Source organism: Peribacillus sp. YIM B13482 (assembly GCF_042787975.1).
GTDB lineage: Bacteria > Bacillota > Bacilli > Bacillales > DSM-1321 > Peribacillus > Peribacillus simplex_A.
In genome coordinates, this window is record NZ_JBHZPF010000110.1 from 1 (window position 1) to 5,553 (window position 5,553).

Consider the following 5,553-nt stretch of genomic DNA (forward strand, 5'->3'; position numbering starts at 1 on the left):
CAAAAATCCTTTTAGATTGTCAACAGCCCCATAAGGGACACTTTTTTATGTGTGTCCGTTATCCGGGGTATAGTTCATATTACTTGGCCGTCTTTTTTGTTAGAGTGATTCAATTTTCATCGAATAGATTGATTCCTACAGCAGATTATAAGTGCTTATTAAACCTTTGGTACATAAGGGCTTTCCCTATTTTCAGTAATGAAACAAAATATACATTATCGTACATTAAAATTGAACTATAGATATCCTTTAATGTCCTTCGGTTACAGATGGTTTTTTTAGCGTCTGTAACCAGTTGTGAGGATTTTGGGTTCCCTATTAATGGTAAGGGATTCATCTTGGCCTAGTTCATCCAAAAACCTTTGATAGAAACCCCTTTTTTTCTTTCTTTTGGCTAGTTAATTGAGCCTCAATTAACTCTATTTTATCCTCTAATTCAGGGGTACCGCCACATAGCCATCAAGCTAACAATAACGAGTTACCCCAAAACGATAAAAACGAGTAAGAAGATGGGCATGTGGTAGGACACCACATGAAAGAATCTATGTCAGCCTAAGAGGTGAATTAAAATAAGAAAACTCCTTTTCGAAACGATGTTTTGAAAAGGAGTTTGTCTACGGTTTGAAATCACCTTTACGGTGATTTACGTCAATTAACACTCATCTCTTATTTCTTTCTACTTTCATTATCATCTTTTAAAAATTTCTGTAATTCCTCTTTGTTCTTATCTAAATCAATATTTAGAACTTCTCCGACATCATCATAACGCTGATTCTCAAATGTGTTATCTAAAGGAATTCTGAGTGTTTGTACATTTTTAGCTTGTCCAGTTATAAAATCTTTGCCGAGAATTAAGTTAGTCTTTGTATCTACATTTGTATCAATATAGGAGTCGAATAAACCAAGTAATTTAGGTAATTTAAGCACACTTTTAATATTAGTTGCTTGGTCTTTTAACTTCGATAATACTTCTTGTTGTCTCTCAACCCGACCAAAATCACTCAATTGATCATGACGAAAACGAACGTAACCTAGTAATTCTTTTCCATGTAGTGTTTGTTCTCCTGGGTGAAGTGTCATCCCAATTCCGGAAGACATTTCATGAGAAATATTTACTTTGATACCATCTGGAGCTATTGTATCTACTATTTTAGAAAAACCATTAAAATCAACCACTGCATAGTAATTAATATCAACATTAAAATTTTGTTTAATTGTTTCTCTTAGTAACTCTGGTCCTCCAAATGCATAGGCAGCATTAATTTTTTGTTTGCCATGACCAGGTATTTCTACATACATATCCCTCATAATTGATACAAGCTTAGGTTGTTTTGTATTTTGGTCATAATGAGCAATTAAAATAGAATCTGTTCGGGCATTCTTTTCACCTCGGGAGTCACTGCCTAATAAAAGAACATTTATTTGACCATTATCGGGGAGATTACCATTAAACTGTTCAAAGGTTGTTCCATCGTTCTTATACTTTCCATCACTAGCTGCAGATAGTCCCTGTTTATATTGAATAATACTGTATGTTCCGCCTATTAAAAAAATAAATACAAATAGTATAAAAAAGGCCCTTCTCCATCTAAACCTGTGTTTCTTACGTTTTGATCGTTCCAACTTAAACACCACCACTTCTTCCAAAAAATTTCTTTCTTTTTATAAATAGATCCACGAATTTATTCTATCAAATGTTGCTAAAGATTTATAAAAAAGTAATTACCATTTCACAAAATTGGTGTATCTCCAAAAGGGTTATGAATGTTCAACTGTAGTTAGGGCAGGCTTTACCCCTTGGTAAATCCTCACCATGATAGCTGGCGGCACGATTATCGAGTATATTTCACTACTTACTTAACCGTATTACAAGGATTGAGGTAATTCATAATAAGCTTTAATCATTTGTTAATTCCTTTGTATTTGTAAATTTCATACCTTTTTGTTTTCTTTTATAAACGATCTTAGATAGGAAAACGCTTATTTCATATATAATTAATCAATGGGACAGCTACCGAAATATGAGAAATAAATTCAGGCGGAGAGATCATACAAGCAATAATCACTAAAATGAAATTTTATCTGCTGTGAAGGATATTGTCATTAAGTCGCTGCCTAGATTGATAAGAAAACTCAAGATGTTTGGAAATATGAAGAAGTAGCCAAATGCCAATCCGCAAATAAAAAGAATAAATACCCCGGAATATAGGATACAGCTGCTTTTCTTTCGTGTGGCTTTAAAGCAGGTCTTACAACCACCAAATTTGCCAGGCTGCAACTGGAAGCGTTCCTGTAATTGCTACCGGGACCCCATTTAAATCAACATCTAATAGCTTAAAAAGCGTAACATAAGTGTCCATTGTAATGTTGTTGTTTCCCCTCTCTACCCTGTAAATGGTTTTTGGTGAGAAACCGGATTCATGAACTATACCCCGAATAATGGACACAGTAAAAAAATCTCTTATTCGGGGTCTCGACGTGGTAGGACACCGAGTAACGAAAAAAGACCACTCAATTTTAATGCTGAGAAATTGGGCTTTTTAATATCGAAATTTCCGATTAATTCAGCGTTTATTTAGTCAAATTGAATGAATTATGGAAATTAATCAATTAAGAACGATTACCACAGAAGTAGTCGAAGCAGCCCGTGATCATTTAGTGATTGGGATCAAATAGCAAAGAGTGTCGCTTTGAAATAAAGTCTGATCTAATACCTCGGAAACCCATATTTGTCTCTTACCAATAAAGCGACTTCCGATAACTATTTTCATGTAGGCAGTAAGATAAATAAAATGAATCCATTTTGAAAAGATTGATCAAAATGGATTCTTATCCAATAGGTTTAAGTTTGGTTTTTTATAAAAAAGATTGATCATTTTCTAATGTTGCTCCACAATCGCCCCGATTGCGGATAAAAAATATCTTTCCTTTTATTATTCCACAATGTATTCAAACAATTTACAAAGAAATGGGGTTTAGTGTTAAGCTCTCTTTTATAGAGAGGTTTTATTTATTAATTGGTATAAAATGTATTTAATTGGAAGATAATAATATTACCAGCTACTCCACAGAAGTACTTTTCCAACTTAAAATGCCCTTCTCATAATCGAGAGGGGCTTTTTTGTTTATAAAGGTAAATCAAAATTTAGGTCTAACCTTCTAAACTAACTCCGGAATGTCATTAACTTCGTTATATATACCACTTGATCAATTCGGAAAATCTGGCCCGATTGTGGAACAAAAAAAAGAGCACGGAAAGAAATATTTCTTATTTACTTTCCGCGCTTTTTAAGGACTCTTTAGATTGTCCTTTATGTTTTTAAGTTTTAATTCACTTGGTGATTAGATTCATCTATTTTCGATTTACTTATTGCAAACTGAATAATGATGCAGATAACAAGAATGGCAAGTAAAATAGCGGAAGCGATTTCTGTACCATTTTCTAAACCTAGACCGCCTTTTTCGTGAGGTTTAATCAAATAATCGCCGAATGTTGCTCCGAAAGGACGAGTCAACACGAATGCTAACCAGAATAAAAACACTCTATTTATTTTTGTAAACCAATACGCTAAAAGAACTATTAATATTAACCCGCCTGTGACCATAGAGCCTTGAGCAATTGTAAGTCCTAAACCTTGTTCCAGATAATTACCACCACCTGCTAACGTTCCTACTCCTGAAGCTTTGTGCGATAAAAAATCTCCTGCTGCTGTTCCTAGTGTATTAGAAACTAGAATGGCTATCCAATATAGAACTTCAACGCGTTTTGTTGCAATACTCTTTACGTTTAATGTTGGCTCAGTGATATACCAAAATAAAAAAATAATAGCCAGCACACTTACTAATAACAGTGAACCTTTCATATATCCTAGTCCCAATGAACGGTCCATAAAGTCAGAAAATGCTGTTCCCGCAAGACTTGTTGATAAAATAACAGTCCAATAAACAGGAGGAACATATTTCTTAACAACCAATTGAATGGTCAAAAAGATAGCAAAAACACCAACGAAAAACAGTAATGGGATTAGGTAATTATCTTCTGTTCCGGGTACAGTAACTAAATCGCTGCCTGTTTCTCCTAACGTTGTGGCGGCAATCTTCATAATCCAGAATAGGAGTGTCAATTGAGGAATCTTGTTAATTGACGAATTCACGATTTTTTTTGTAGTTGACATTTAAATTGCATTCCCCTTTCCATTTTTATTTTAAATTACAATAATTAAAATAAGATGAAAAAAAGATGAAAAAAGGCTTAAAAAAGAATGTGGGCAGAAAAGAATGTATATAACAGAGAGAAAATCTGGTAAAAAGATTAAATATTAATATTATGTTTGTGAAGTAATCTACTCAAACACTCGGGTGCTTCTCTTCAACAAGACAAGATAAAGATCTTCCAAAATCGTGCGCGATTACTGAACAATAAGCAGTTAATGATTGGATGTAATCTTAAGGAACCCAGCTAATCTTCTCATGTGAAGATAGCTGGGTTTCTTAATGGGTGCAAAATAACACTTGAAATAAGTGCAAATTATCGGTCAAATTGACATTTTTTTGGTTATTTATTCTTGTTTTATGTCTAAAAGTTAGTCTATAATTTTATGTATAAAACATTTAAGACTTTTAGATAAAGGGTGATACATATTGTTAATTGGTTATGCAAGAGTTTCAACTACTGGCCAGGATTTAGAAACGCAAAAAGAAATATTGGCAAATGAAGGGTGCAAAAAGCTTTTTGTTGAGAAAGTAACTGGAACAAGTACCAAACAAAGAACTCAACTTTATGAAGCTATGGAATTTGCGCGAGAAGGAGATACATTAGTGGTAACAAAAATAGATCGTTTAGCTCGTTCTATTATGGACTTAAATAAAATAGTTCAAGGGCTGGCTGAAAAAGGGGTTAAAGTTAGATTTGTGAAAGAGGATATGAAGTTTGATGGTTCAAACGAAGGAAATAGCTTACAAACACTCCTTTTTAATATTTTAGGTTCTTTCGCACAATTTGAACGTGATCTTATTGTAGAAAGAACTACAGAAGGTCGGGAGAGAGCAAAAAGGCAAGGGAAACATATGGGAAGACCAGGACAAGATGAAAAGACTTTAAAACGAGCTATTAAGCTTTATAATGAACGTGAAACAAACGGAATGAGTGTAAATGACATAGTAAAAGCCACAGGAGTTCCACGTTCCACGTTATATGCTAAAAGGTAATGGGGTTGCTGTGGCGGCTCTTTTCTTTATGGAACTATAGGGGCAGGTTACTTTAATAAAAATTGTGGGTTTTATGGTAAAATAAAGGAAATAATTGATTATTTATTTGGAGGATTTTTGGTGAAGGTTATCATAGCTATTGTTTTTTATCTTGTTGGGTTATTTATTCTATATATAGTTATCGAAACAGCAGTAAGGAAAGGAATAAACAGTTCAATAATTGGTCAATTTCTTGAAAAGAAGTATGGAATTAAAGAAGATAAAAAAGCTTTTCTTGATGATGATTTAGATATTGAGAAATAAAACGGATTTTTAAGCTAAAGGGTGTTTAGGAGGGGCAATATG

Annotated in this window: 5 protein-coding genes; 2 read left to right on the top strand and 3 right to left on the bottom strand. The window is 33.5% G+C overall.

What is annotated here, in order from left to right:
• Positions 1-666 precede the first annotated feature (666 nt).
• The 3 genes from ACFX4L_RS24840 to ACFX4L_RS24850 all read right to left on the bottom strand — a co-directional run bounded on the left by ACFX4L_RS24840 (position 667) and on the right by ACFX4L_RS24850 (position 4,175).
• Positions 667-1,647: an LCP family protein gene (locus ACFX4L_RS24840; protein ID WP_377406597.1), complete on the bottom strand. Its 981-nt coding sequence runs from the start codon at positions 1,645-1,647 to the stop codon at positions 667-669.
• A 418-nt stretch (positions 1,648-2,065) separates the two neighbouring features.
• The gene (locus ACFX4L_RS24845) at positions 2,066-2,278 is read right to left on the bottom strand and encodes a twin-arginine translocase subunit TatC (RefSeq protein WP_377406599.1); all 213 of its coding nucleotides are present in this window, start codon (positions 2,276-2,278) and stop codon (positions 2,066-2,068) included.
• 1,048 nt (positions 2,279-3,326) lie between these two features.
• A complete protein-coding gene (locus ACFX4L_RS24850) occupies positions 3,327-4,175 on the bottom strand; it encodes a COG4705 family protein (RefSeq protein WP_377406601.1) in 849 nt (282 codons plus the stop codon).
• Positions 4,176-4,638: 463 nt separating this feature from the next.
• On the opposite strand from ACFX4L_RS24850, the gene ACFX4L_RS24855 reads away from it, so the two are divergent.
• Together ACFX4L_RS24855 and ACFX4L_RS24860 are read left to right on the top strand one after the other, a co-directional pair.
• Positions 4,639-5,208: a recombinase family protein gene (locus ACFX4L_RS24855; protein WP_377406604.1), complete on the top strand. Its 570-nt coding sequence runs from the start codon at positions 4,639-4,641 to the stop codon at positions 5,206-5,208.
• A gap of 120 nt (positions 5,209-5,328) precedes the next feature.
• Complete coding sequence (locus ACFX4L_RS24860) at positions 5,329-5,511, top strand: hypothetical protein (RefSeq protein WP_377406603.1); 183 nt, start codon at positions 5,329-5,331, stop codon at positions 5,509-5,511.
• Positions 5,512-5,553 lie beyond the last annotated feature (42 nt).